The organism is Billgrantia tianxiuensis (genome assembly GCF_009834345.1).
Classification (GTDB): Bacteria; Pseudomonadota; Gammaproteobacteria; order Pseudomonadales; family Halomonadaceae; genus Halomonas; species Halomonas tianxiuensis.
The window spans coordinates 3,851,924-3,876,640 of record NZ_CP035042.1; the positions used below are offsets into that span (position 1 = coordinate 3,851,924).

General features: G+C 65.6%; 20 protein-coding genes and 1 pseudogene. 12 read left to right on the forward strand and 9 right to left on the reverse strand.

All coding sequences use genetic code 11. The features are described 5' to 3' along the window. The first annotated feature begins 10 nt into the window (after positions 1–10). The 10 genes and pseudogenes from EKK97_RS17955 (at position 11) to EKK97_RS23930 (ending at position 13,334) form a co-directional block, all read left to right on the forward strand. A complete protein-coding gene (locus EKK97_RS17955) occupies positions 11–988 on the forward strand; it encodes a carbohydrate ABC transporter permease (RefSeq protein WP_159553968.1) in 978 nt (325 codons plus the stop codon). Further along, a complete protein-coding gene (locus EKK97_RS17960; protein ID WP_159553971.1) occupies positions 988–1,830 on the forward strand; it encodes a carbohydrate ABC transporter permease in 843 nt (280 codons plus the stop codon). Before EKK97_RS17955 ends, EKK97_RS17960 begins: the two co-directional genes overlap by 1 nt. 94 nt (positions 1,831–1,924) lie before the next feature. Then, positions 1,925–3,535: an alpha-glucosidase family protein gene (locus EKK97_RS17965; RefSeq protein ID WP_159553973.1), complete on the forward strand. Its 1,611-nt coding sequence runs from the start codon at positions 1,925–1,927 to the stop codon at positions 3,533–3,535. 177 nt (positions 3,536–3,712) lie between these two features. Further along, positions 3,713–4,818: pseudogene (locus EKK97_RS17970) on the forward strand (ABC transporter ATP-binding protein). A 95-nt stretch (positions 4,819–4,913) separates the two neighbouring features. Then, positions 4,914–5,969, forward strand: a complete 1,056-nt coding sequence (locus EKK97_RS17975) for a LacI family DNA-binding transcriptional regulator (RefSeq protein ID WP_234286741.1) — start codon at positions 4,914–4,916, stop codon at positions 5,967–5,969. A gap of 104 nt (positions 5,970–6,073) precedes the next feature. Beyond that, positions 6,074–7,336, forward strand: a complete 1,263-nt coding sequence (locus EKK97_RS17980) for an efflux RND transporter periplasmic adaptor subunit (RefSeq protein WP_159553975.1) — start codon at positions 6,074–6,076, stop codon at positions 7,334–7,336. Next, entirely contained in the window at positions 7,333–10,440 is a 3,108-nt protein-coding gene (locus EKK97_RS17985) for an efflux RND transporter permease subunit (protein ID WP_159553977.1), read from the forward strand. Before EKK97_RS17980 ends, EKK97_RS17985 begins: the two co-directional genes overlap by 4 nt. Continuing rightward, complete coding sequence (locus EKK97_RS17990) at positions 10,437–11,861, forward strand: ATP-binding protein (RefSeq protein WP_159553979.1); 1,425 nt, start codon at positions 10,437–10,439, stop codon at positions 11,859–11,861. Before EKK97_RS17985 ends, EKK97_RS17990 begins: the two co-directional genes overlap by 4 nt. A gap of 12 nt (positions 11,862–11,873) precedes the next feature. Next, positions 11,874–12,593 (forward strand): response regulator, encoded by a 720-nt coding sequence (locus EKK97_RS17995; protein ID WP_159553981.1) that lies wholly within the window; start codon positions 11,874–11,876, stop codon positions 12,591–12,593. 84 nt (positions 12,594–12,677) lie between these two features. Further along, positions 12,678–13,334, forward strand: a complete 657-nt coding sequence (locus tag EKK97_RS23930) for a hypothetical protein (protein ID WP_201296915.1) — start codon at positions 12,678–12,680, stop codon at positions 13,332–13,334. 75 nt (positions 13,335–13,409) lie between these two features. Here the strand turns inward: EKK97_RS23930 and EKK97_RS18005 are convergent, their stop codons facing one another. From EKK97_RS18005 to EKK97_RS18015, 3 genes are all read right to left on the reverse strand, one after another. After that, the gene (locus EKK97_RS18005) at positions 13,410–14,729 is read right to left on the reverse strand and encodes a TRAP transporter large permease (RefSeq protein WP_159553983.1); all 1,320 of its coding nucleotides are present in this window, start codon (positions 14,727–14,729) and stop codon (positions 13,410–13,412) included. Further along, positions 14,726–15,322 carry a TRAP transporter small permease subunit gene (locus tag EKK97_RS18010; RefSeq protein ID WP_159553985.1) on the reverse strand — a complete coding sequence of 199 codons (597 nt, stop codon included), beginning with the start codon at positions 15,320–15,322 and terminating at the stop codon, positions 14,726–14,728. The genes EKK97_RS18005 and EKK97_RS18010 overlap by 4 nt, the downstream gene beginning before the upstream one ends. Positions 15,323–15,440: 118 nt before the next feature. Then, positions 15,441–16,652 (reverse strand): TRAP transporter substrate-binding protein, encoded by a 1,212-nt coding sequence (locus EKK97_RS18015; protein WP_159553987.1) that lies wholly within the window; start codon positions 16,650–16,652, stop codon positions 15,441–15,443. Positions 16,653–17,142: 490 nt separating this feature from the next. Between EKK97_RS18015 and betT the strand changes: the two genes are divergently transcribed. After that, positions 17,143–19,191: a choline BCCT transporter BetT gene (betT, locus tag EKK97_RS18020; protein WP_159553989.1), complete on the forward strand. Its 2,049-nt coding sequence runs from the start codon at positions 17,143–17,145 to the stop codon at positions 19,189–19,191. A gap of 109 nt (positions 19,192–19,300) precedes the next feature. Beyond that, positions 19,301–21,073, forward strand: coding sequence for a C4-dicarboxylic acid transporter DauA (gene dauA, locus EKK97_RS18025; RefSeq protein ID WP_236551278.1), 1,773 nt, complete (start codon positions 19,301–19,303; stop codon positions 21,071–21,073). Between the two features lie 8 nt (positions 21,074–21,081). Here the strand turns inward: dauA and EKK97_RS18030 are convergent, their stop codons facing one another. From EKK97_RS18030 to EKK97_RS18050, 6 genes are all read right to left on the reverse strand, one after another. Beyond that, positions 21,082–21,501 (reverse strand): secondary thiamine-phosphate synthase enzyme YjbQ, encoded by a 420-nt coding sequence (locus EKK97_RS18030; RefSeq protein WP_159553991.1) that lies wholly within the window; start codon positions 21,499–21,501, stop codon positions 21,082–21,084. Between the two features lie 153 nt (positions 21,502–21,654). After that, entirely contained in the window at positions 21,655–22,092 is a 438-nt protein-coding gene (locus EKK97_RS18035; RefSeq protein ID WP_159553993.1) for a cupin domain-containing protein, read from the reverse strand. 36 nt (positions 22,093–22,128) lie between these two features. Next, the gene (locus EKK97_RS18040) at positions 22,129–22,920 is read right to left on the reverse strand and encodes a methyltransferase domain-containing protein (protein ID WP_159553995.1); all 792 of its coding nucleotides are present in this window, start codon (positions 22,918–22,920) and stop codon (positions 22,129–22,131) included. 175 nt (positions 22,921–23,095) lie between these two features. Next, positions 23,096–24,160 (reverse strand): MFS transporter, encoded by a 1,065-nt coding sequence (locus EKK97_RS18045; protein ID WP_236551279.1) that lies wholly within the window; start codon positions 24,158–24,160, stop codon positions 23,096–23,098. Next, a complete protein-coding gene (locus EKK97_RS24985) occupies positions 24,157–24,312 on the reverse strand; it encodes a hypothetical protein (RefSeq protein WP_236551280.1) in 156 nt (51 codons plus the stop codon). Before EKK97_RS24985 ends, EKK97_RS18045 begins: the two co-directional genes overlap by 4 nt. Before the next feature lie 46 nt (positions 24,313–24,358). Beyond that, positions 24,359–24,703: a DsrE/DsrF/TusD sulfur relay family protein gene (locus tag EKK97_RS18050; RefSeq protein ID WP_159553997.1), complete on the reverse strand. Its 345-nt coding sequence runs from the start codon at positions 24,701–24,703 to the stop codon at positions 24,359–24,361. Positions 24,704–24,717: the final 14 nt, after the last annotated feature.

Sequence of the window (24,717 nt, forward strand, 5' to 3'; positions counted from 1 at the left end):
GGAGCCTTAGATGTCGACTCCCGTGACAGAAAGCGCGCCGATCCCGGCGCGCCCCCTGCCGGCCACCTATCGCAGCACCAAGGTACGCCGCCAACGGGTACGCGCCGCCTGGTATTTCCTGGCACCGATGCTGGTGACGCTGGCCATGGTGGCCGGCTGGCCGCTACTGCGCACCTTCTACTTCAGCCTGACCGACGCCTCGCTCTCCGACCTTAGCGATACGCTGTTCATCGGCCTGGAAAACTACCTGGTCTACGACGACGGTCGCTGGTTCGGCGTGCTGGCCGATCCCATCTGGTGGCGGGCGGTATGGAATACCGTCTACTTCTCGGTGGTCTCGGTCTCGCTGGAGGTTGTCTTCGGGGTCGTCGTGGCACTGATCCTCAACGCTGAGTTCAAGGGGCGCACCCTGGTGCGGGCCGCGGTGCTGATTCCCTGGGCGATTCCCACCATCGTCTCGGCACAGATGTGGGCGTGGATGCTCAACGACCAGTTCGGCATCATCAACCACCTGCTCATGGGCGTGGGCCTGATCGACAGCCCCATCGCCTGGACCGCCGATGCCCGCTACTCGATGTGGGCGGTGATCATGGTCGACGTGTGGAAGACCACACCGTTCGTCGCCCTGCTGGTGCTGGCCGCGCTGCAGATGCTGCCCAAGGATTGCTACGAGGCCGCCGAGGTCGACGGCATCCATCCCGTTAAGGTGTTCTTTCGCGTCACCCTACCGCTGATCACTCCCGCTCTGATGGTGGCGGTAATCTTCCGCCTGCTCGACGCACTGCGCGTGTTCGACGTCATCTACGTGCTGACCTCCAACTCCACCAGCACCATGTCGATGTCGATCTACGCCCGCCAACAGCTGGTGGAATTCCAGGACGTGGGCTACGGCAGCGCCGCTTCCACGCTGCTGTTCCTGATCATCGCCCTGGCGACCATCGCCTACCTCTATCTGGGCCGCAAGCAACTGCAACTGGGAGGTGAATGATGACCTCGCGCCAGCTTTCCAAACTTACCGCACGCCTCGGCTTCTGGCTGCTGGTGGCGCTGGTCGTGGTGATGGCGGTGTTTCCGTTCTACTACGCGATCAAGACCTCCTTCACCCCCTCCGGCGATCTGTTCCGCGTCGAACTGTGGCCGACCCGAGCGACGCTGGCCAATTACCTGCAGATCTTCTCCCAGCGCAGTTTCCTTCAGGCGATCTTCAATTCGGTGGTGGTCGCCACCAGCGTGGTGTTCATCGCCCTGCTGCTCGGCATTACCGCCTCCTATGCCTTGGGCAGGGTGCGCTTTCGCGGCCGCACCACGGTACTGCTGGTAATCCTGGGGGTATCGATGTTTCCACAGGTGGCGGTGCTGTCAGGGCTGTTCGAGGTGATTCGCGCGCTCAACCTCTACAACAACCCGGGCGGGCTGATCCTGAGCTACACCATCTTCACGCTGCCCTTCACGGTATGGGTGTTGACCACCTTCATGCGCCAGCTGCCCCTGGAACTCGAAGAGGCCGCGATCATGGACGGCGCCACGCCCTGGGTGACCATCACCAAGGTGTTCCTGCCATTGATGTGGCCGGCCATGGCGACCACCGGGCTGCTCGCCTTCATCGCCGCCTGGAACGAGTTCCTCTTCGCCCTGACTTTCACCCTGACCGACAGCCAGCGCACCGTGCCTGTGGCCATCGCCCTGCTCTCGGGCGGCAGTGCCTACGAGCTACCCTGGGCACCGATCATGGCCGCCTCGGTGGTGGTCACGGTGCCGCTGGTCATCCTGGTGATCATCTTCCAGCGCCGCATCGTCTCGGGGCTGACAGCAGGCGCCGTGAAGGGATGAGCCAGAAAGATTGAACCCGGTGCGAGCATCACTGTCCACGCCGACTCGCACCTGACGAACACTGCACCAATCGAGGCTTGAACAAGGGAAACCCATGCAAGACAACACCTTCTGGTGGCGCGGCGGCGTCATCTACCAGATCTACCCGCGCAGCTTCATGGACAGCAACGGCGACGGTGTCGGCGACCTGCCCGGAGTGACCGAGCGACTCGAGTACGTCGCCTCGCTCGGCGTGGATGGCATCTGGCTGTCGCCCTTCTTCACCTCACCGATGCGCGACTTCGGCTACGACATCAGCGACTATCGCGGCGTCGATCCGCTGTTCGGCACGCTCGACGATTTCAAGCGGCTGCTGGAACGCGCCCATGCGCTCGGTCTCAAGGTGATCATCGACCAGGTCATCAGCCACACCTCGGACCAGCATCCCTGGTTCCAGGAGAGCCGCATGAACCGCGACAACCCGCGGGCCGAGTGGTTTGTATGGGCCGACCCCAACCCTGACGGCACGCCGCCCAACAACTGGCTGTCGATCTTCGGCGGGCCAGCGTGGACCTTCGACAGCCGGCGCCAGCAGTACTATCTGCATAACTTCCTGTCGAGCCAGCCGGACCTCAACTTCCACAATCCCGAGGTGCGCGCCGCCCAGCTCGACAACATGCGCTTCTGGCTGGAGCTGGGCGTCGACGGCTTCCGCCTCGACACGGTGAACTTCTACTTCCACGACCAGCACCTGCGCAGCAACCCGGCGCTGACCATCGATGCCACCCGCACCATGGGCGCGCCCAAGGAGAACCCCTATACCTGGCAGCGCCACGTATACGACATCAGCCGACCCGAAAACGTCGACTTCCTGCGCGAGCTGCGCGCGCTGATGGACGAGTATCCCGGTACCACCACGGTGGGCGAGATCGGCGACGACACGCCGCTGGAGCGAATGGCCGAGTACACCTCGGGCGGCGACAAGCTGCACATGGCCTATACCTTCGACCTGCTCAACTCGCCGCGCTCGCCGGACTACATCCGCGGCGTGCTGCAGCGCTTCCAGCAGTTCGCCGGCGACGCCTGGCCGTGCTGGGCGCTGTCCAACCACGACGTGGTGCGCAGCGCCACCCGCTGGGGCAGCGAGGAGTGCGCCTTCGCCTACCCGCGCGTGGCGCTGGCGCTACTGTTCTCGCTGCGCGGCAGCGTCTGCCTCTACCAGGGCGAGGAGCTCGGCCTGCCCGAGGCCGACGTGCCCTTCGAGCGCATCCAGGACCCCTATGGCCTGCCGCTGTGGCCCGACTTCAAGGGCCGCGATGGCTGCCGCACCCCGATGCCGTGGGACGACACCCCGCTGGCGGGCTTCTCGACCATCGAACCGTGGCTGCCGGTAGCCGAACCGCACCTGCCACTGTCGGTGGCACGCCAGCAGGAGGATCCCGAGTCGATGCTCAACGCCACCCGTCGCCTGCTGCGCTTCCGCCACCAGCACCCCGCGCTGTTCGACGGCGACATGGAGCTGCTCGAACTGGGCGAAGCGCTGGTCGCATTCACCCGCGAGCGGGGCAGCGACAAGCTGCTGTGCGTGTTCAATCTCACCGGACAACCACAGACCGCCGCCCTGCCCGAGATTCGCGAAGCGCTGCAGGAACATGGTTTCCAGTACGAGGTGAGCGGTGGCACGTTACATCTGCCGCCGTATCAGGCGGCCTATTTCCGCCTCTAAAAATGGCTGCGCTTGGCCATACTGCGTTAAAAATCAGCTCAAAGTGCTCATGTACAAAACGTAAACTCCGTCTTTTCGCTGATTTTTGCCTGGTCTGGCCTTCGCTCGCCGATTTTGGACAAGTGGCAATGTCTTGAACAACAACGACCGGCCGTAAGCGGCCGAGGATGGAATGGAATGGCAAGCGTCACTCTCGACAAGATCAACAAGATCTTCGGTAGCACCCACATCATCAAGGACGTGGACCTGGCAATCGGCGAAGGCGAATTCGTGGTCTTCGTCGGCCCCTCGGGCTGCGGCAAGTCGACTCTGCTGCGCCTGATCGCCGGCCTGGAGTCGATCACCAGTGGCGAACTCGCGATCGGCGACCAGGTGGTCAACGAGCTGCCGCCGCGGGAACGCGGCGTCGGCATGGTGTTCCAGTCCTATGCCCTCTACCCGCACATGACGGTCTACGAGAACATGGCCTTCGGCCTCAAGCTGGCCAAGACCGCCAAGGAGACCGTACATGAACGGGTCATGGCGACCGCCCGCATCCTGCAGTTGGAAGAGCTGCTGGAACGCAAGCCCAAGGCGCTCTCCGGCGGCCAGCGTCAGCGCGTCGCCATGGGCCGTGCCATGGCCCGCGAGCCGCGCATCCTGCTGTTCGACGAACCGCTCTCCAACCTCGATGCTTCGCTGCGGGTGCAGATGCGCAACGAGATCGCCAGGCTTCACAAGCGCCTCGGCTCGACCATGATCTACGTCACCCACGACCAGGTCGAAGCCATGACCCTGGCCGACAAGATCGTGGTGCTCAACGGCGGCCGCGTGGAACAGGTGGGCAGCCCCCAGGAACTCTATCAGCGCCCGGCGACCAAGTTCGTTGCCGGCTTCATCGGCTCGCCGACGATGAATTTCTTGCCCGCGCGGTTGGTCGGCACCGATGCCACCGGCTGCCGCGTCAGCGCCGCCGGGCTGGCCGAGCTGGCCCTGCCCCAGGATGCCTCGGGTCACGCCCAGGGCGCGGAGCTGGTGCTGGGCATTCGCCCGAGCACCTGCGCCTGACCGAGGCCCAAGGCAGCGAAGGGTTCGAGATCGTCAACGTCGAGTATCTCGGCAACGAGGTCTACGTCTACCTGGAGCCCAAGCAGGGCGAGACCCTGCTGATCCAGCGCGGCGAAGCCCCCACACGCTGGTCGGTCGGCCAGCGCGTGGCGCTGGCGCCCGACCCCGAGCACGTCCACCTGTTCGACACCAGCAACCGGGCGCTGCCGCTCAAGGCGGCGCGTGCCGTGGCCTAAGGCCATGGCATCGCCACAAAAATCGACGGCGGGACTGTCCCGGCCACGGCCGGGGCGGTATGCTGGGCACCGTACTCATTAGCAGGAAAATCATCGTGTCGCCACCGGCCCGCCGTATCACTCTCAAGGATCTGGCCCGCGAGCTCGGCGTCTCCACCGCCACCATATCCAATGCCTTCAACCGCCCGGATCAGCTCTCGCCCAACCTGCGCGAGCGCATTCTTGCCGAGGCCAAGCGGCTAGGTTTTCGCGGCCCCGATGCCAAGGCGCGCAGCCTGCGTACCGGGCGCTCGCGGATCATCGCGGTGATCCTGGCCGAGAGTCTTACCTATAGCCTCAACGACGCCGTCTCCAGCGAATTCCTCTCGGGCGTAGCCGAGGTGCTCGACACCCAGGGGCATACCCTACTGCTGCTCTCCGCACGCCAGGCCAAGTGCCAACTGGTCGATTCGGCGAGCATGGCCGACGGCTTCATCGTCTACGGCCTGATGCCTTCCGAGGAGCTGTTCGACTCACTCCCGCTCAACGCCTCGCTGGTCGCCGTCGACTTCAACGTCTCGGGCCACCCTTCGGTTCACGTCGATAACGAGCCGGCCTGCTTCGAGATCGCCGACCATGCCCTGACGGCCACCCCCCGCAAGCGCCCGGCCATCGTCAACCTGCGTCTCACCCGCGAGCCATGCAACGGTCGTATCGACCCCAAGCACACCCTGCTGCCGGCCGAACTGACCATCACCCGTTCACGCCTGGCCGGTTTCCATCGCGCCCTGGAAAAGCACGGTTTCGACACCGACCGGATCCCCATGTGGAACGTGGAGGAAAACACCTTCCAGGTCTGCGAACCGGTGCTCGAGGAGATCCTCGACCTTCCCGACGATGAGCGGCCCGACCTGCTACTGTGCATGTCCGACCGTATCGCCCTGACCGCTCTGACACTCGCCGAGCAGCGCGGCCTGCGCATTCCCGAGGACCTGTGCCTGACCGGCTTCGACGGCATCGCCGAGGGACAATACCGGGCTCCCCGGCTGACCACGGCACGTCAGGAGAGCGGCGACAAGGGGCGCCTTGCGGCGCGCATGATCCTCGGCCTGGAACCGGGCCACTCACGCCTGCTGGGCACCGAGCTGATGCTGGGCGAAACCTGCCCCTGAGCTAGCTGCCGGACCCGCTTGCACACTGCTTGCACGCTTCGTGACCATTGGCTGCATCGCCTTGCGCGATGCTGCCGGGGCTCACTCTCCGCTGCGAGTCTTCGATGCCAGCCTCTTCATCGCTTTCCCCGCCCTCACGCAGCGGCGCCGCTGCCCGTCAGCGCGGTCGTTTCACTTTTACTGCCTTGCTTGCCGTACTCATCCTGGCGGCGGGTGCGGCCGGTGCCTGGTGGCTGGTTTCACAACCGCCCCGTATCGAGCGTAGGGCACCGGCAGAGGTCCCGGCACCGCTGGTCGATACGGTGCTGGCACAGCGCCAGGCGGCCGCCCCGGAGCTGCACGGCTTCGGCCGGGTCGTCGCCGAGCGTGAGGCGCGCCTGGCCAGCCGGGTCGCCGGCGAGCTGCTCGAATTCACTCCTGAGGCATTGCCGGGCCGCGTGGTGGAGACCGGCACGCCGCTGGCGCGCCTGGACGACAGCGACCTGCATCTGGCCCTGCGCGAGGCCGAGGCGGCACTGGCACAGGCCGAGGCACAGCTGGCCATGGAGCGTGGCGAGCAGCAGCGCGCCGAAGCTGAATATCGCAGCTTCGGCCGCGAACTGTCCGCCGAACGCCGCGCCCTGGTACTGCGCGAGCCACAGCTACGCCAGGCCCAGGCGGAAGTGGAACGTGCCCGGGCCGTCCGCGACCGGGCACGGCTGGATCTCGAACGGGCCACCCTCGCAGCACCTTGGCGCGGCATGGTCCAGGCCCAGTTGCTGGGTGCCGGCAGCATGCTGGCCAACGGCACCGAGGTCATCCATCTGGTCGATGTCTCGCGTTTCTGGGTGCGTGTCTCGCTACCCGGTGCGGCACTCGACTGGCTCGCATCCGCCGATGCCAACGGCCCCGGCAGCCAGGTGCGCCTGACATCGCGCACCTGGCCCGGCGGCGAGGCGCGCCACGGCGAGGTGATCGCCATGTTGCCGGCGCTCGAGGAGCAGGGCCTCCAGGCCCAGCTGCTGGTGGCGGTCGACGACCCCCTGGGTCTCGTGAGCGGCGCCCCCGCCCTGCGCCTGGGCGATGTAGTGCGCCTGGAATTCGACGCCCGGCCCCGGGAGGGGCTGTTCGTCGTTCCGGCCGCCGCCCTGCGCCCGGGTGACCTGCTGTGGGTGCTGGACGACGAGGAGCGCCTGCGCCGCCGCACGGTGGAGGTAGTGCATCGCGGCGAGACACGCGTGCTGGTCGGCGCCGGCCTCGAGGAGGGCGAACGCGTGGTGACCTCACAGCTCGGCCAGCCGCGCGAAGGCATGCGCCTGCGGCCGCGCATCGCCGACCGCGAACGCCCGGCTGGCGAACGTGGCGAGCACGGGGAGCGCCGCTCATGACGCGTCGCGGCCCCATCGCCTGGATGGTCCATCACGGTGTCGCCCCAAACCTCTTGATGGTACTGCTGATCGTCGGCGGCCTGCTGGCCTCGCTGACGATCAAGAAAGAGGTCTTCCCCGATTTCGAGCTGGAGATCGTCCACGTGGCGATCGGCTATCCCGGCGCCACGCCCGAAGAAGTGGAGCGCAGCCTGCTGCTGCCCATGGAGGCGGCCCTGGCCGATGTCGATGGCATCGACGAGATGACCGCCACCGCCAACGAAGGGGCCGGGCGTGTCTCGCTGACCCTGATCGACGGGGTCGACGTGATGCGCGCCTACCAGGACATTCAGCAGGCGATCAATGCCATCACCAACCTGCCTGCCGCCGCCGACCCGCCGCGTTTCAGCCTTGCCGGCCGTTCGCGCAGCGTCATGAGCCTGCAGGTCCACGGCTGGGTCGGCGAACGGCTGCTGCATGACGTCGCCGAGGAGCTGCGCGCCGAGCTGCAAGCATCCTCCGGCATTTCGCGGGTGGAACTGTCGGGCAATCGCGAGCGCGAGATCCAGGTGCTACTCGATGCCGAGGCGATGCATCGCCATGGGTTCGACCATCGCGGCCTGGCCTCTCGCATCGCCGACGAAGCGCTGGATCTCGCCAGCGGCCGGCTGGCCACCGCCGAGGGGGAATGGCTGATCCGCTACCAGGGGCGGCGCGACGAGGCCCGAGAATTCGCCGAGCTGCCGTTGGTCGGTACCACCGACGGCGGCCAACTGCGCCTGGGCGACATTGCCCGAGTCGTCGACGGCTTCGCCGAGAGCGATCGCGAGGTGCTGTTCAACGGCGCTCCGGCACTGAGCCTGGAGGTCTATCAGATCGGCGACCAGACGCCGATCGGTATCTCCGACGCGGTGCATGCCCAGCTCGAGCGGCTGCGTGCCGGTCTGCCCGAAGGGGTCAGCCTGAGCGTGTCCCAGGACAGCTCCGAGATCTACCGCGACCGCCTCGATCTGCTGCTCAAGAATGCCTGGCTGGGCCTGGCCCTGGTGCTGGTGCTGATGGCACTGTTCCTCGAGGCACGCCTGGCGTTCTGGGTCACGCTGGGCATTCCCACCGCCTTCCTCGGCGCCATGCTGTTTCTGCCGTGGCTCGGCGTGTCGATCAACATGATGTCGATGTTCGCCTTCATCATCGCGCTGGGCATCGTGGTCGACGACGCCATCATGGTGGGCGAGAACATCCACAGCTACCGCGAGCAGGGTCACTCCCTGCGCGAGGCCGCGGTGCGCGGTGCGCGCGAAATGGCGGTTCCGATCACCTTCGCCATCCTCTCCAACATCGTCGCCTTCCTGCCGCTGCTGTTCTTGCCGGGCTTCCTCGGCATGATCTTCGCCGTGGTACCGCTGGTGGTGGTCACGGTGTTTCTGGTGTCGTGGCTGGAGGCGTTGTTCATTCTCCCCGCCCACCTGGCCCATCGCGCCGGCGGTCGCGAGCCGCGCCCCTGGTTCCAGCCGCTGGACCGCCTGCGCCGTACACTTCAGGATGGGCTGGCCCACTTCACACAGCAGCGCTTCGAGCCGTTCCTGCAGCGTGCCCTCGATTTGCGTCTGCTTACCGTGAGCCTGGCGATTGCCGTGCTTACCCTGGCCATCGCCTGGAGCCTGAGCGGCCGCATGGGCTTCTCGCTGATGCCGCGAGTGGAGTCCGACCGGGTCCAGGCTACGGTGACCCTACCGGTGGGCAGCCCCATCGCCGAGGACCGGCGCATTCGCGACCAGTTGCTGGACGCCGCCACGGCACTCGCCGAACGCGACGACGGCCCACGCTTCAGCGATACCCGCGCCCAGATCGACGGCGACCGCCTGAACGTGCGACTGACGCTGGAACGCGCCAGCCTCGACGCCTGGCCACCTTCACGCGTGGCGCGGGCTTGGCGCGAGGAAGCCGGCGACGTCCTCGGCGCCCAGGCAGTGCGCTTCGAGTCGGATTTCGGCGGTCCGGGCGCCGGCGCCGGGCTCACCCTGCGCCTGTCGCATCCCGACAGCCGCGCACTGGAGGCCGCCGCTACCCGGCTCGCCGACGAACTTGCCGAATTCGACGGCCTGACCGATATCGACAGCGGCCTGGCCGACGGCAAGCCACAGCTCGAACTGCGCCTGTCGCCGGAGGGGCGCGCCCTGGGTCTCACTGGGGCCGACCTGGCCGCCCAACTGCGCGGCCCGCTGCAAGGCGTTACCGCCGTCGAGCAGTTCGTCGGGCGCCACGAAATCAGCGTCGAGGTGCGCCTGCCGGGAGAAGAGCGCGACAGCCTGGGGCACCTCTACCGGCTGCCGATCCGCACCGCGGATGGCCTGGAGGTACCGCTCGAGCGGATCGCCGAGATCCACCTGGGGCGCGCCGCCACCACCCTGGAGCGTCTCGACGGCCGGCGTCAGATCAGCGTCATCGCCGACACCGACAGCGACGCCCGAATCAACCAGGTGGTCGCCACCCTACAGGCGGAGACTTTTCCCGCCTTGCAGGCGGCCTGGCCGGGGCTGGAGTTGACCCTCGGCGGCCGCCAGCAGGAGACCGCCGACAACGTCTCGGCACTGAGCCAGGCCACCTGGCTGACGTTGATCGCGCTCTACGCGCTGCTGGCGATCCCGTTTCGCAGCTACCTGCAGCCACTGCTGGTACTGGCGGCGATTCCCTTCGGCATCATCGGCGCCATGGCCGGTCATGCGATCATGGGCTTCGGCCTCTCGGTGATCAGCCTGATGGGCATGCTGGCGCTCTCCGGCGTGGTGATCAACGACGCCCTGGTGCTGATCGACTACGCCAACCGGCGACGGCGTGAAGGCTTCGGCGCCCGCGAGGCCATCGTCGCTGCGGCGACCCGCCGCCTGCGGCCGATCCTGATGACCACCCTGACCACTTTCCTTGGCCTCGCGCCGATGATCTTCGAAACCTCGCGCCAGGCGCGGTTCATGATCCCCATGGCCATCTCGCTGGGCTTCGGCATGCTGTTTGCCACCCTCATCCTGCTGATACTGGTACCCTGCCTCTATCTCATGCTGGAGGGTCTGCGCGAACGATGGGAGCACCAGAGCAACGCCCACTCTACCCGGGAGCCGATCCGATGAGGCCACGCTTCGCCCGTCCGCCCTTCTCGCACCTGGGCGTCAAACTGTTCGTCATCATCCTCTCGGTCAACGTGGCAATCGCCGGACTGGTATTCCTGGCGGTGTCGCGCAGCCTCGACCGGGGTTTTCTCGAGTATCTCGAGACCACCCAGACCCAGCGTGCCGAAACCCTCGCCGATGGTCTGGCCGAGGAGTGGGCACGCCGCGGCGACTGGCAGTGGTTGCGCGATTCGCCGCCGGCCTGGAAGCGCCTGGTGCACCGACAGCTGTGGCCCGGCGACCGCCCTCCGCAGCACGGCATCGAGCGCCGCCTGGGCGACCCTCGCGACTTCGTACTGCACGACGCCGAAGGCTTGCCGGTGATCGGCCTGCCCCCGGACGACAGGGAGCTTGCCGCCGAACTCGAGTGGCTGCCCATCGAGCACGATGGCCAGCGCATCGGCACGCTCGGCTATCGTCCTCCACAGCAGTTGATGGCACGCATGGACCGCATCTTCCTGTCCCGCCAGCAGCGCAACCTGGGCATCATCGTCGGCGCCTTGGGCCTGGCCTCGCTGCTGCTGGCCGGCGGTCTGGCCTGGTGGCTGGGGCGGCGCACCCGCAGCATGGCATTGGCAACCCGGCGCCTGATCGAGGGCGACTACAGCGCGCGGCTGCCGGAGCGCGGCCGTGACGAACTCTCGCGCCTGGCGCGCGACTTCAACATGCTGGCGGCCACGCTGGAAGCCAGCCGCGAGGCGCGCAGCCGCTGGGTCTCCGACATCGCTCACGAACTGCGCACGCCGCTGGCCGTGCTGCGCGGCGAGATCGAGGCCATGCAGGACGGCATCCGCCCGTTCGACGAGGACAACCTGCACTCACTCTCGCAGGAGGTGGGCCAACTCGAACGGCTGGTGGCCGACCTGCGCCTGCTCTCCCAGAGCGATGCCGGCGCGCTCGAGGTACAGCTTGCCCCCCTCGATCTGGCGGCGAGCCTGACCTCACGCCTCGAGGAGGCCAACGGTTGGCTCGCCGATTGCGGCATGACGCTTTCCACCTCGATACAGGGGCCAGCCTGGATTCGTGGCGATTCCCGCCGCCTGCGCCAGCTGTGGACCAATCTGCTCGACAATAGCTGCGCCTACACCACCTCGCCGGGGCAACTGGAAGTCAAGCTGGTGGCTACGGGCAGCCAAGTACGGGTGATCTGGCAGGATAGCCCACCGGGAGTGCCCGAGACCGCGCTCGAGCGACTCACCGAGCGGCTCTACCGGGTCGAAGGCTCACGTAGCCGCGCCAGCGGCGGCAGCGGCCTCGGGCTTTCCATCGCCAATGCCCTGGTCAAGAGCCATGGCGGTACCATGCAGGCCTCACCCTCCCCGCTGGGTGGGTTATGCTGGACTATCGAGTTCCCCGCTCTCGCGGCCGATGAGCGAACATAAGGAAAGCCGCCCATGCACGACGCCGAAACCCCACGTGACACTCTGCTGATCGTCGAGGATGAACCCAAGATCGCACGCCTGGTCGCCGACTACCTGGAAGGCAGCGGTTACGCCACTCGGCATATCGATCATGGCGATCAGGTACTGCCCTGGCTGCAGGAACAGCACGGCGAAGAGCGACTACCGTCGCTGGTGTTGCTCGACCTGATGCTGCCCGGTACCGACGGGCTCACCCTGTGCCGCGAGATTCGCCAGCGCTGGCCGGAAGTGGCGATCATCATGTTGACGGCACGGGTCGAGGAAGTGGATCGCCTGCTGGGCCTGGAACTCGGCGCCGACGACTATATCTGCAAGCCGTTCAGCCCGCGCGAGGTGGTCGCCAGGGTCAAGGCGGTACTGCGCCGCAGCCAGGCGCTGCGCGATCCGGCCGCGATCGCCGGCAGCCAGCTGACGCTCGACGACGAAGGCTGGCGTGCACTGGCCGACGGCCAGGACCTCGGGCTCACCGCCGTGGAGTATCAGTTACTCAAGGTGATGATGCAGTCGCCGGGACGCATCTTTACCCGCGATCAGCTGATGGATCGCATGTATCGCGACCACCGCATCGTCTCCGAACGCACCGTCGACAGCCACGTCAAGAAACTGCGCCGCAAGATCAGTGACGTTTGGCCCGAACGCGAGATCATCCGATCGGTCTATGGGGTGGGCTACAAGTACCAGCCCGAGGAGTGACCTTGCTTCTTTCACGTTTGCTGCAAGTTGGTTGCACAGCGCCCTACGACACTGCCAGCATCCCAACGCAAAGGAGTGACCGAGATGCGCCATATCACCACCCGTAATCTGCTGCTTCCCGCTCTGCTCGCCGTGGCCATCGCCCCCATGTCGCTGGCGGCTGTCGCCGCCCCCGGACAGGGTGAAGGCGGCTGGCACGAGCAGCGCCAGGAGCGCTTCGAGGAGCGCCGCCAAGAACTGTTCGAGCGCGCCGGACTCGACGAGGAGACCCGCAGCGCCTTGGAAGAAGCCCACAGCGAACACATGCAGGCGCTACGTGAGCTGCACGAGCAACACCGCGAGCGCATGGACGAGATCCTCGACGAGGAGCAGCGTGAAGCCCTGCGCGAGGCCAAGCGTGAGATGCGCCAGGAGCACCATGCCGAGCGGCGCGATGGGCGCCACCAAAGCATGCAGGAGCGTCTGACCACACTGGTCGATAGCTGGGAGCTCTCCGATGAGGAGCGCGAGCGACTGACCGAGCTGCGCGAATCGCTGTATGCCGACATGCAGGAGCTGCGCGGTCAGGAGTTCGACTCCCGCGAAGAACGCCGCGAGGCCTGGCAGTCGCTGCGCGACGAGCATCGCGAGGCCCTCGGTGAGGTGCTGAGCGAAGAGCAGATCGAGGCCCTCGAAGCCTTCATGCAGCCCCGCCACCACAAGGGCCACGGCAAGCATCATGGCGAACGTCACCGCGGTTGAGCGATCGTCAAGGCGGAAACGCAGCGGGCCCGGCAACATGCCGGGCCCGCTGCGTTTCATGTCATCCCGCAAGACTCAGTTATAGAGCACGCCCGGCAGCCAGAACACGATACCCGGCACCAGGTAGAGAATGATCATGGCCACGAACACCATCAGCAGGAACGGCGCGATACCGATGAAGATATCGCCCAGCTGTATACCCTTGGGCGCGATGCCCTTGAGGTAGAAGGCCGACATCGCCATGGGCGGGGTGAGGAACGAAGTCTGGATGTTGAGTGCCACCAGCACGCCGAAGAACAGCGGGTCGATGCCGAACAGGTGCAGCAGCGGCAGGAAGATCGGCACGAAGATGATGATGATCTCAGTCCACTCCAGCGGCCAGCCGAGGATGAAAATCAGCAGTTGGGCCAACAGCAGGAACTGCAGCGGCGTCAGCGACAGCCCGCTGATCCAGTGCTCGATCAGCGAGTGGCCGTCGAGCAGCGAGAACACCGAGGAGAAAATCCACGAACCGACGAATAGCCAGCACACCATGGCACTGGTACGCGCGGTGAGGAAGACCGCCTCCTTGAGCCGCTGCCAGGTCATTTGTCGATAGGCCGTTGCTAGCACCATGGCTCCCAGGGCACCGATACCGGCCGCCTCGTGGGGCGTGGCCAGGCCGAACAGGATGGCGCCGAGCACCGCCATGATCAGCACGAACAGCGGCACGAACGAAGTCAGCAGTCCCCAGTAGACCTCTTTCAGCGGTACGTCGAGGCTCTCCGCCGGCAGCTTGGGGGCCACCTTGGGATTGACCATTGCTCGTCCCATCACGTAGAGGATATAAAGCCCCGCCAATAGCAGCCCAGGAATCAGCGCCGCAGCGTAAAGGCGCACCACGGAGACCCCCGCCATTGCCCCGTAGAGGATCAGCATGATGCTCGGCGGGATCAGTATGCCCAGACAGCCCCCGGCACAGATCACCCCGCTCGACAGGCGCTTGTCGTAGCCGGCGTTGAGCATTGCCGGCAACGCCAGCAGTCCCATCAGCGTGACCACTGCGCCGACGATGCCGGTGGCGGTGGCAAACAGCGCACAGGTAATCAGACTCGCCACCGCCAGCGAGGCCGGCATGCCGCGCGCGGCGAGCTGCAGACTGGCGAAAAGGCGGTCGAGGATGTTGGCTCGTTCGACCATGTAGCCCATGAACAGGAATAGCGGCACAGCAATAAGCACGTCGTTGGACATGACGCCATAGGCACGCTGCACCAGCAGCGGGAAGATGATATCGCCGATGGCGAAGTAGCCGAAGCCGATGCCCATGGCGATCAGGGTGAAGGCGATGGGAAAGCCGAGCATGATCAGGATGACCAGCATGCCCAGCATCAGGATTCCGATTTCCGGTTCGCTCATGGCTGCTTGTCTCCTGATTCTTGCTGGGCGGCCTTGATCTCGGCCTCCTTGTTCACCGGGATCTCGATCTCCTCGACGTCCTCCAGGCGCCGTGGCCACTTGCCATGCTTGAGGCACAGGATGCAGCGGGTTACCTCGGCCATGCCCTGGATCGCCAGGAAGGCGCCGCAAGCGGGTATCACGAACTTGTAGGGCCAGATCGGCGGCCCACCCGGCGTGAAGGAGCTGTGCTCGTTCTGGCGAAAGGAGATGGCGAAGAAGTCCCAGCCACTCCACACCAAGGCGAGAATGCCGGGGTAGAAGAACAGCAGGTAGAGCGCCAGCTCGAAGCCGGCCTGCACGCGGGCGGAAAAGTAGCGCGACACCACGTCGGCACGCACGTGCGCATTGTGCGCCAGCGCATAGGCCCCGCTCATCATGAACAGCGTGCCATAGAGCATGTAGCTGGTGTCATAGGCCCAACTGGTCGGCGAGCGCAGGGCATAGCGCATGAAGACTTCGTAGCTCACCACGAAGGTCAGGATCAGGATCGCCCAGGCGAAGACCTTGCCCACCCAAGTGCTGAGATGATCGATGATGAAGATGAAACGCATGGTCACCTCTCACCACTCCGCATCGCCCACCGGGGCGATGCGGAGTGGAACATGGAGCCCGGCAGCATCCCGCACCGGGGCAGCACGATCAGGCCGGGCTTCATCGAGGCCCGGCGGCTTACAGGATGGTGGAGGTGTCGGTGGGCGACTTGCCGTAGAAGTGAACGTAGGCCGGCTCCTTGGGCGTCGTATGCTCGAGGTGGTAGCCCACTACCCGCTCGCAGTATTCGCGCTGGTGATCGACCACCTTCTTGAAGAACTCGTCCTGCGATTCGTTCTCGATCACCGTATTCCACGCCTCGAGCTGCGCCTGGAGCACCGAGTCGGGCGTGATGTAGGTCTGCACCCCCTGCTGCTCGCGCATGGCCTGAAGATCGCGCGGATAACGCTCCATGGCCTTCCAGTACATCTCGGAGGAGGCCGCCTTGGCGGCGTACTGCAGGATCGCCTGGAATTCCTCGGGCAGGCTGTCGTGCTTGGTCTTGTTGAAGATGATCTCGAAGGATTCACAGTCCTGGTGGTAACTGCGCAGCATCCAGGTCTTGCTGACGTCGGGGAAACCGAGCAGGCGATCCGAGGAGGGGTTGTTGAATTCGGCACCGTCGAGCAGACCACGGTCCATGGCCGGCACGATGTCGCCACCGCCCATGATGGTTACCGCCGCGCCGAACTCGCGCATCAGGTCGGCGGCCAGACCTACGGTGCGGTACTTGAGCCCGCGCAGGTCATCGGCACCGCGAATAGGCTCCTTGAACCAGCCCAGCGCCTGGGTCGGCATCGGGCCGGTGAGATAGCCCACCAGCGGCAACTCGAGCCTCTCGAGCAGCTCCGTGTAGAGCTCCGCGCCACCACCGGTCCAGTACCAGGCAAGGAACTGATGCGCATCCCAACCGAAGGGCGGCGGCGTACCGAACAGCGAGAAAGCCTTGTGCTTGCCATACCAGTAGGCCGTCACCCCGTGGCCTCCGTCGAGCGCGCCGGAGATGACCGCATCCTGCAACTGCAGCGCACCCACGACGGCACCGGCCGGCAGCAGGTTGAGACGCAGCCTGCCACCCGACATCTCATTGACGATGCGCACGTAGTCGGCCGCAAACTCATGGAAGATATCCTGGTTGGGCCAGGTACTCTGGAAGCGCAGCGTGGTGGTTTGAGCCACGGCGATACTGGGAAAACCCACCGCGGCCGCAGCGCCGGCACCCACCGCGGCTGCCGAACCGGTGAGGAAACGGCGGCGCGAGGTGTCGGTGGATTGGCTGTTGGTGGATTGGCTGTTGCTGGCGGTTTGCCCTTCGGCCTGTACCGCGGGCGTGTTCTTGTCTTGAGCCATTAGATACTCCGGAAACTATTATCGTTGTACTTCTGGCTGCCGAGCCGACGCGGGCCGGTCGCACAGTCATCCCGAAGCCTCCATGCCAATGCTGGCACAGCATGCGCCTCGCTTCCCTGATTCGCAGTCGGTTACATCAGGTATAGCTTGGGTAAGCGTGGGCGCAAGCGGCTTCTCCTATGTTCAGTTAACGCTTGGTCCCGATCTGTTAACGCAGGGTTGAAGGGCTCCCACAAAGCGCGTATTTTATTTGAACGTTCATTCAACAATAAGAGCGACTTTCCGCCTTGAAGTCGTCAGCCCTGACACCGTCACCCGCCCCCGCGGCATCTACGCGATTCTCCCGGCCTCGACAGTCGTCGACGGTCTTGTCAGGTCTGAAACATGGGGCAGTCCTCAGGCGTGCTTTCGATTGTGAGGAACAATCCTCAGCATGTCTCGGCAAGGAGCAGGCGGGAAGGTTCATTCATTCGGAAAGGAGTTCTCCCGCATGACGCAGAACCTATCCTCGAACGAGAGACGCGACCGCCTCAATCCCGTGGTGTTCCACGGTTCGGTGGCCGGCATCCTGGTCTTTCTCGTTCTTACCATGACCTTCACTGAGCAGGCTGGCGCCTTCTTCGACGCCGGCCTGGCCTGGGTCAGTGAAACCTTCGGCTGGTACTACATGCTGGCGGTACTGGCCTATCTGGTCTTCGTCATCGCCATCGGCATGTCACGCTTCGGCCGCATCCGGCTGGGGCCGGATCATTCACGACCGGAGTTCTCGACGCTGTCGTGGGCGGCAATGCTGTTCGCCGCCGGCATCGGTATCGACCTCCTGTTCTTCAGCGTCGCCGAACCGGTAGCCCACTATCTGGCGCCGCCGGACCTCGCCCCCGAGAGTCAGGAAGCGATGCGCTACGCCGTGGTGCAGACCTTCATGCACTGGGGGCTGTCCGGCTGGGGGCTGTACGTGCTGATGGGCATGGCCCTGGCCTACTTCAGCTACCGTCACCGCCTACCGCTGGCCATTCGCAGCGCGCTCTACCCACTGCTGGGCAAGCGCATTCATGGCCCCATCGGCAATGCCGTGGACATCACCGCGGTGGTTTCCACCGTGTTCGGTATCGCTACCAGCCTCGGCATCGGCGTGATGCAGCTCAACTACGGCCTGGCCTACATGTTCGACGTGCCCGAGAGCCTCTCGGTGCAGGTGATCCTGATCGCCCTGGTCGTGGTGCTCGCGACCATCTCGGTGGTCAGCGGCGTGGAGAAGGGCATTCGACGCCTGTCGGAGTTCAACATGCTGCTGGCACTGGCGCTGCTGTTGTTCGTGCTGTTCCAGGGCCATACCCTGCGGCTGCTCGACATGGCGGTGAACAACGCTGGCGACTATCTGTCGACCTTCGTTGCCAAGAGCTTCGATACCTATGCCTTCGCCGGTGACGAGGCCAACGAATGGAAGATGTGGTGGACGATCTTCTTCTGGGGCTGGTGGATCGCCTGGACGCCCTTCGTCGGCCTGTTCCTGGCACGCATCTCTCGCGGGCGTACCATTCGCCAGTTCGTGGCCGGGGCACTGGGCATTCCACTGGCGTTCATGATGGTGTGGATGTCGGTATTCGGTAACAGCGGTATCGAACTGGTGGCCAACCAAGGCATCGTCGAGCTCGGCGAACAGGCGCTGAACACACCGCAAACCACCATGTATACGCTGCTCGAGTATTACCCCTGGGCGGGCATGACGGCCGCCGTGGTGACCATTCTCGGCATCGTCTTCTTCATCACCTCGGCGGATTCCGGCGCGCTGGTGTTGGCGAACTTCACCTCGATCCTGTCCGACGTCAACCACGACGCACCGATCCGGCTGCGCATCTTCTGGTCGGCAGTGATCGGCCTGGTGACCGTGGCCCTGCTAATGGCCGGCGGCCTGGCGGCATTGCAGAGTGCCGTGGTGATTACCGCCCTGCCCTTCTCGCTGGTGATATTTGCCATCATGCTGGGCATGTACCAGGCACTGAAGTTGGAAGGCAGCAAGGCCGAGGCGCGTAGCCGCATTGCCGGCACCGCTCCGGGCGGCGACTGGCGCGAGCGCCTCGACCGCGCCCTGGATATCTCCAACCGTGCGGGTGCCGCCGCTACTATTGAGCATGCCATCCGTCCGGCGCTGACGCAGTTCGCCCAGGAACTCGAGAGCCGTGGCCAGGAAGCCAACGTGACCGAGGAACAGCTCGAAGGCGAATTGCTGCCCAGCCTGACCCTGCAGGTCGACCTGGAGAACGCGGCGAGCTTCGTCTATCAGGTCTGCCCGCATCGCATGCGCACGCCGAGTTTCCTGCCGGCGGACGACGACTACTACGTGCGGCTCGACGTCTACCTGGCGGAAGGCGGCCAGGAGAAGGATCTCAACGGCTTCACCCGCGGCCAGGTGATCGCCGACGTGCTCTCGGAGTACGAGCGCCACCTGCACTTCCTGGCCCTGGCCGGCCAGGACGGTAGCGTGCAGGCCATGCCGGGCGCGGTGGGCGAACCCCCGGCAGCCGCCAGCCCGGCCTGACCGGCACATCAAGCCTTGTCACGGCGGTACCCACCGGGTACCGCCGTTTTTCATCCATCATCGACCTTGGCCGGCTTGTGGCAACGCAATATGCAGGAGTAACGTTATCGTGACTTCGCTCAGCGTTCGGTACCGCCATGGCTCGTTCAAGACCCTCCCTCGCTACCGGCCCCCACTGCCTGGTAGCGCCCTGCTTGCCGCCTGGCGCCAAGGCTATGGCCTGGCCGAGCTCAAGCGCGACCTGCTGGCCGGGCTGACCATCGGCATCGTTGCGGTGCCGCTTTCCATGGCGCTGGCGATCGCCACCGGCGTACCACCGCAGCACGGCCTGTACACCGCCATCGTGGCGGGCGCCATCATCGCGCTCACCGGTGGCTCGCGATTCAATATCTCCGGCCCCACCGCCGCCTTCGTGGTGATCCTGTTCCCCATCGTTGCCAGCCATGGGCTCGGCGGGCTGCTGATCGCCACGCTGATGGCGGGGCTGATCCTGGTGGCGCTGGGCCTGGCACGGTTGGGCAACCTGATCCAGTTCGTGCCCTATCCGGTGGTACTCGGCTTCACCGCCGGCATTGCCGTGGTGATCGCCCTGCTGCAGTTGCCCGACTTCCTCGGGCTCGAGGGCGTCGAACTGGGCGACAGTACGCTGCACAACCTGGCCGCCATCGTACGCGCCGCCCCGGGGCTGGCACCGGCCGAGTTCGGCGTGGGCCTGGTGACACTGGCCACGCTGATCCTGTGGCCACGCTTGAAGCTGCCGGTGCCGGCCCCGCTGGTCGGGCTGGCGGTGGGCACGCTGGCGGCGCTCGCCATCGCTCCGCTGGGCATGGAGATCGAGACCATCGCCTCACGCTTCCACTGGGAGCACCTGGGTCAGGCCGGCAGCGGCATTCCCCCCTTCGCCCCCGGTCTGGTGCTGCCCTGGCGCCTGCCGGGGCCGGACGGTACGCCACTCACGGTGGATTTCGCCCTGATCCGCGAGCTGCTCGGACCGGCACTGGCCATCGCCATGCTGGCGGCCATCGAGTCGCTGCTCTGTGCGGTGGTGGCCGACGGCCTGACCCGAACCCGCCATGACCCCAACGCCGAGCTGATCGGCCAGGGGCTCGGCAACATCGCCGCGCCCTTCTTCGGCGGCATCACCGCCACCGCGGCGCTGGCGCGCACGGCCACCAACGTACGCAGCGGCGCCTTCTCGCCGCTGGCCGCAGTGGTTCACTCCCTGGTCGTGCTGCTGGCGGTAGTCGCACTGGCCGGCGTACTCGCCCTGGTGCCGATGGCCGCGCTGGCCGCCCTGCTGTTCGTCATCGCCTGGAACATGAGCGAGGCACGCCACTTCCTGCACACTCTGAAGAGCGCACCGGGAAGCGACGTGGCGATCCTGACGATCTGCTTCCTGCTCACCGTGGTGTTCGACATGGTGCTGGCGGTGGCAGTGGGCATCGGCCTTGCCGCGGCGCTGTTCATTCGCCGCATGGCTCACCTGACCCACGCTCGTCGCCTCGAACCCGGCAGTGACGAAGAGAGCCGCGACCTGCCCCGCCAAGTGGCGCTCTACGACATCAACGGTCCACTATTCTTCGGCGCGGCGGAGAAGGCCATCTCTTCGCTGCGGGTGGTCGACCCCGAGGTGCGCGTGGTGATGCTCGACATGCGCGACGTACCGAGCCTGGACGCCACGGCTATCGTCGCCTTGCAGTCGCTGGTCGAGGAGCTGCGCGCGCGCCAGGTGGGACTGATCTTCATCGGCATGCCGGCACGCATGGTGGTGAAGCTGAAACGCGCCGGACTCAAGCGTCAGGCGGGGCGCCTATCAACCGTACGCCATCTGGACCACGCCCGGAGATTGTCCGAGCGCTGGCTGGCCGCCATGGCTAGCTGATGGGTCCACTACTCGCCCTGTAGCGTGGCAATCAGCCGCCGCACCCCGCCGTGGTCACGATGCTCGCCGAGCCAGATACCCTGCCAGGTGCCCAGTGCCAGGCGTCCGTCGCGCACTGCCAGGGTGAGCTGGGTGCCAAGCAGGCTGGCGCAGACATGAGCGGGCATGTCGTCCGGTCCCTCCAGGGTGTGGCGGAAATAGGGCAGGTCCCCCGGGATGCGCTCGCGCAGGAAGGCGTCGAGGTCATGGCGCACGTCGGGGTCGGCGTTCTCGTTGAGCGTCAGCGAGGCCGAGGTATGCAATAGCTGCAGGTGCAGCAGCCCTACGCTCACGTTACGCAACTCGGTGACGGCTGCCGTCACCTCATCGGTGATCAGATGAAAGCCGCGCGAACGCGGTGCCAGGCGCAGTTCCTGCTGATGCCACATGGTCGAGTTCCTCGTGAGGGATTACCCGCCATGCTAGCGTGCTGCCTCGCCATCGCAAGGCGCACCGCCCCATCATTGACGATTAACGCCGGTTCTGTACCGCCGGTGCGGTTGTACGAAGTCGCCTTGACTCCGCGCAACCGCACCTAGGGGTTACTCGCTTGTCACCGTGGTGGGCTGGCCCTCTGCCGCGGCGAACACCACCAGGACCCTGGCGTCGCTGTCGGTCACGTTGAAGAGTTGGTGGTCGCGGTTGAGTGCCTCGATATAGGCCTCTCCGGTGCCGTAGGTCTGGGGGTCGCCGCCCTCGGTGCGCAGCTCCACCTCGCCCTCGAGCACGTAGACGTATACGGGTACCGGATGCTGGTGCAACGGCGTCCGGCCGCCTGGCTCGATGGTACCGACCACGGAGACGATTTCCGGTGACCCATCGGGCCAGGCGATGGCATCGCCGTCACGGGTAACGGTCGTCTTCAATACCGGTGAGGTCTCGAATCCTGCCGGCAAGGCATCGTTCTGGGCGAATGCACCGATGGGGATGGCCGCAACCAGCCCAACGGTCAGTGCGATCGGTGTGATGATTGTTTTCATGTCGCGTCACTCCTCTGCGATGTGAAGGCCTCGTGCTCAGCGCTTGACGGCCAGCAGCGAGATGCTCTTGACCCCGTAGGTACCGCTGGCTTTCTGCGCCGACTCGGTCAGGAAACGGTACTCGGGATGCTCGCGCCAGGTTTCGATGACGAGGCCCGCCGCCTCAATGGCCGCACGATAGTCGTCCTGCTGCAGGGCACCGCCGATGCAGGCGGCCCACAGGGTGGCATTGCAGGAGACGCTCTCGGGCAGGGCCGATTCGGTGACGATGTCGGCCAGCGCCAGTCGTCCGCCGGGCCGCAAGACCCGTGCCGCCTCGGCAAAGACTTTCGGCTTGTCTGCCGACAGGTTGATCACGCCATTGCTGATCACCACATCGACGCTGGCATCGGCAAAGGGCGGCGCCTCGATATAGCCGTCGTGGAAGGTGACCTGGCCGAAGCCGGCCTCGCGGGCCAGCCGCTCGGCCTTGTCGCGCTGGGCCGCGGTCATGTCGAGCCCCAGCACCTTACCGCCAGGCCCGGTCGCCAGTGCCGCCAACAGGCTGTCCATACCGGAACCGCTGCCCAGGTCGAGCACCGTCTCGCCGGGCTGAATGGCGGCCAGATCGAGGAAATGGCCGACGCCGGCGAACGATTCGATGGCGGCGGCAGGGATACGGTCCAGCGCGCTCGGGTCGTAGCCCAGTCTTTCGGCAAGGGCTCGACCCATCTCGAAATGGAATTCGCCCTGCGGCGATTCGGCCACATCGCGGTACATCGCCTTGACCCGCGATTCGAGTTCTTGCCGATCCACGCCGGTGGATGAAAGTGGTGCCGTGATGGTCATGTTTGCTCCCTCCTCATTCGGCTTCACGACGACACCGAGCGGTGCCGTGTGCGCCAGGACGCGGCGCCAGGCAAAAGGGTTCCCGGGCGAATATCGTGACCACCTCAGGCGCCACCGGGGGGGGGGGGTGGCGTTGTGATCCAGATAGACGGGAGCTGGCATGGCGGAAGGGGACTTATGACTCAGGTGGTCCAGAGACTTGGCTGGCCAGCTGTGATTTGGCTTTCATGCTGAACCAGAGAGTGGCTAGGGCCACCAGCAGGATCAGCGGCAACATGGCCAGGTTGAGGGCTTCCCATCCCAGGCGGTGCAGCAGTTGCCCGGCCATCAGCGAGCCGATGGCCACCAGCGTGAAGATGATCAGGTCGTTGATGCCCTGCACCTTGCCCCGCTCGGCCTCGCTATGAACCGTGGAAAGCATGGCACTGCCACCCACGAACAGGAAGTTCCAGCCCACGCCCAGCAACACCAGTGCAACCCAGAAGTGCGCCAGGCTGGTGCCGAGATTGGCGACCAGTACCGTGCCGATGAGCAGCGTCGCCCCGCTGAGCAGGATGCGTTGCGCGCCGAAGCGGGCGATCAGGCTACCGGTCACGAACGACGGCGCGAACATGCCCAGCACGTGCCACTGCATGATGAAGGCGACCTGGCTCATCTCGAAGCCTTGGGCGCGCATCGCCAGTGGCGTGGCGGTCATCACCAGAATCATGATGGCGTAGCCCACCGCGCCGGCCAGTACCGCCACCCTGAATTTGGGCAGGGTGGCGATTTCCGCCATCGGGCGTGATGTCGCCCCGGGCTGCGGCTCGCCGCTGGGTGGTACGCGCAGTTGCGTCAACAGGCCGATGGCCAGCAGCGCGAGGATGGCGATCACCAGATAAGGCCCGCCGGAGGGCACACCGGCGATGAGGCCGGTGGCGGCACTGGCGTTCCAGGGACCAAGGAAGGCGGCGGCCACGCCGCCTGCCATGACGAAGGAGATCGCTCGACTGCGAAAAGCGGGACTCGCCACATCGGCAGCGGCGAAGCGGTAATACATGGCGAAGCCTTGGTAGAGCCCCAACAGAAGATTGCCGGCGCAGAAAAGCCAGAAGGAGCCCAGCGCAATGGCACCGAAGCTCAGCAGGCCACCGGCCACGCCTCCCAGGCTTGCCCCGGTGATGAAGCCGCGACGACGGCCGACGCGCTTCATGTAAAGCGAGGCCGGCAGGGTCGAGACCACCGTACCCAGCATCATCATGGCGATGGGCAGCGTGGCCAGCCCTGGATCGGGCTTAGCTGTTGGCCAACTACCCCACTTAACGTCATCACGGTGATCGAGGCCACCATGAACAACACCTGACTGGCCACCAGGATGGCCACGTTCTGTTTTTCCCGGCGCGCTGACTCCATCGCGATGCTCTCCATGAGCGTGGATTTTGAGATCGTTTGGTTGGGGCTAGAACACCAGCACCTTGTCGGCCTGCTCGGTGGCTTCCGCCAGGGCATCCATGGTGCTGCGCTCGGCGCCCTCCACCACCTCCTCGTCGGTAAGCCCGCGGGCATCCATGCAGGTGCCACACAGCAGCACGCGTCCCTTGGTGGTGACCCGCTTGACCATGCGCTCGGCGTTGTAGAAGCCATCCGGGGTGTTCTGTCCCGCCTTGGCTCCGGACACGGCATCTCCCATCAGGAAGACGGTGACGTCGCCTTCGCGCTTCAGCAGCGCATGAGCCAGGCGCAAGCCGTTGTAGAGGCGTTCGGTACCGTAGGGAGGATCGTTGACGATGATGAGCGTCTTCATGGTGTTCCCTTGCT

What these genes read in the sequence shown, in the direction of transcription:
- EKK97_RS17955 (WP_159553968.1), top strand. Translation starts at nt 11, where the DNA reads ATGTCGACTCCCGTGACAGAAAGCGCGCCGATCCCGGCGCGCCCCCTG.
- EKK97_RS17960 (WP_159553971.1), top strand. Translation starts at nt 988, where the DNA reads ATGACCTCGCGCCAGCTTTCCAAACTTACCGCACGCCTCGGCTTCTGG.
- EKK97_RS17965 (WP_159553973.1), top strand. Translation starts at nt 1,925, where the DNA reads ATGCAAGACAACACCTTCTGGTGGCGCGGCGGCGTCATCTACCAGATC.
- EKK97_RS17980 (WP_159553975.1), top strand. Translation starts at nt 6,074, where the DNA reads ATGCCAGCCTCTTCATCGCTTTCCCCGCCCTCACGCAGCGGCGCCGCT.
- EKK97_RS17985 (WP_159553977.1), top strand. Translation starts at nt 7,333, where the DNA reads ATGACGCGTCGCGGCCCCATCGCCTGGATGGTCCATCACGGTGTCGCC.
- EKK97_RS17990 (WP_159553979.1), top strand. Translation starts at nt 10,437, where the DNA reads ATGAGGCCACGCTTCGCCCGTCCGCCCTTCTCGCACCTGGGCGTCAAA.
- EKK97_RS17995 (WP_159553981.1), top strand. Translation starts at nt 11,874, where the DNA reads ATGCACGACGCCGAAACCCCACGTGACACTCTGCTGATCGTCGAGGAT.
- EKK97_RS23930 (WP_201296915.1), top strand. Translation starts at nt 12,678, where the DNA reads ATGCGCCATATCACCACCCGTAATCTGCTGCTTCCCGCTCTGCTCGCC.
- EKK97_RS18005 (WP_159553983.1), bottom strand. Translation starts at nt 14,729, where the DNA reads ATGAGCGAACCGGAAATCGGAATCCTGATGCTGGGCATGCTGGTCATC.
- EKK97_RS18010 (WP_159553985.1), bottom strand. Translation starts at nt 15,322, where the DNA reads ATGCGTTTCATCTTCATCATCGATCATCTCAGCACTTGGGTGGGCAAG.
- EKK97_RS18015 (WP_159553987.1), bottom strand. Translation starts at nt 16,652, where the DNA reads ATGGCTCAAGACAAGAACACGCCCGCGGTACAGGCCGAAGGGCAAACC.
- betT (WP_159553989.1), top strand. Translation starts at nt 17,143, where the DNA reads ATGACGCAGAACCTATCCTCGAACGAGAGACGCGACCGCCTCAATCCC.
- EKK97_RS18030 (WP_159553991.1), bottom strand. Translation starts at nt 21,501, where the DNA reads ATGTGGCATCAGCAGGAACTGCGCCTGGCACCGCGTTCGCGCGGCTTT.
- EKK97_RS18035 (WP_159553993.1), bottom strand. Translation starts at nt 22,092, where the DNA reads ATGAAAACAATCATCACACCGATCGCACTGACCGTTGGGCTGGTTGCG.
- EKK97_RS18040 (WP_159553995.1), bottom strand. Translation starts at nt 22,920, where the DNA reads ATGACCATCACGGCACCACTTTCATCCACCGGCGTGGATCGGCAAGAA.
- EKK97_RS18045 (WP_236551279.1), bottom strand. Translation starts at nt 24,160, where the DNA reads ATGATGATGCTGGGTACGGTGGTCTCGACCCTGCCGGCCTCGCTTTAC.
- EKK97_RS24985 (WP_236551280.1), bottom strand. Translation starts at nt 24,312, where the DNA reads ATGGAGTCAGCGCGCCGGGAAAAACAGAACGTGGCCATCCTGGTGGCC.
- EKK97_RS18050 (WP_159553997.1), bottom strand. Translation starts at nt 24,703, where the DNA reads ATGAAGACGCTCATCATCGTCAACGATCCTCCCTACGGTACCGAACGC.